Consider the following 1,308-nt stretch of genomic DNA (forward strand, 5'->3'; position numbering starts at 1 on the left):
CCGAGCTGTCTGAAGGCTTCGGTTCTAGGTGGTGGCAACGGCGTGCGTTCGGTCAGGTTATGGGGTCGGTTGCTGGGCGTCGAGCAGGCGGTGGTCGAGTCGGTGTGTCTCGATGCGGGTGTGGTGGTGGTGTCGGTGCGTCCGTTGCGGTGGGCGCGGGGTCGGTGTGGGGTGTGTCAGCGGCGGTGTGCGGGTTATGACGCGGGTCGTGGGCGTCGGCGGTGGCGGAGTTTGGACGTGGGTGTGTGGCGGGTGTTCCTGGAGGCTGATGCGCCTCGGGTGCGGTGCCTGGTCCATGGGGTGGTGGTGGCGTCGGTGCCGTGGGCGCGGCACGGGGCGGGGCATACCCGCCAGTTCGATGCGCTGGTGGGCTGGTTGGTGCGGCGGATGTCGAAGACCGCGGTGTGTCATCTGGTGCGGGTGGGATGGCGCACGGTCGGGCAGATCGTGGCTCGGGTGGTCGCTGACGCCGACGCCGCGGCCGGGGACCGCCTCGCCGGGGTCACCCGCATCGGTATCGACGAGGTGTCCTACCGACGGGGTCACAAGTATCTGACCGTGGTCGTGGACCATGACACCCGGCGGCTGCTGTGGATCGCCGAGGGCCGTGACAGCGCCACCCTGAGCCAGTTCTTCGAGCTACTCGGACCCGACCGGTGCGCCAAGGTCAGCCTGGTCACCGCCGACGGCGCCGAGTGGATCTTCTCGGCGGTCAGCCGATACTGCCCCCGCGCCCGCATCTGCCTGGACCCGTTCCACGTGGTCATGTGGGCCGGCAAAGCCCTGGACGCGGTCCGCGCCCACGTCTACACCGCCGCCCGCAAAGCCGGACAGAAAGCCCTGGCCCAGGGCATCAAAGGCGCCCGCTACGCGCTGTGGAAGAACCCCGCCGACCTGACCGCCTCCCAACAAGCGAAACTCGCGACCATCGAACACACCAACCAACCGCTCTACCGCGCCTACCTACTCAACCAGCAACTACGACAAGTCTTCGCCGCCCCCGGAGGCGCCGACCGCATCACCCTGCTCGACGCCTGGCTCGACTGGGCCACCACCAGCGAACTGACCCCGTTCATCGACCTGGCCTACCGCATCCGCCGCTACTGGCGCGACGACATCATCAACACCCTGACCTACCGCCTGTCCAACGGACTCATCGAATCCACCAACACCAAAATCCGCCTACTCACCCGCATCGCATTCGGCTTCAAGAACCCCCACGCCCTCATCGCCATGGTCAGACTCCACCTCTGCGGCTACGACCTCCCCCTCCCCGGCCGAACATGACCCACACACCCGACCGGAGAG

General features: G+C 67.7%; 1 protein-coding gene. It reads left to right on the plus strand.

Annotated elements, in window-relative coordinates:
• Positions 1-42 precede the first annotated feature (42 nt).
• On the plus strand, positions 43-1,287 hold the full coding sequence (locus tag Van01_RS32680; RefSeq protein ID WP_204015817.1) for an ISL3 family transposase: 1,245 nt from the start codon (positions 43-45) through the stop codon (positions 1,285-1,287).
• Positions 1,288-1,308: the final 21 nt, after the last annotated feature.

It is taken from the genome of Micromonospora andamanensis (assembly GCF_016863495.1).
GTDB lineage: Bacteria > Actinomycetota > Actinomycetes > Mycobacteriales > Micromonosporaceae > Micromonospora > Micromonospora andamanensis.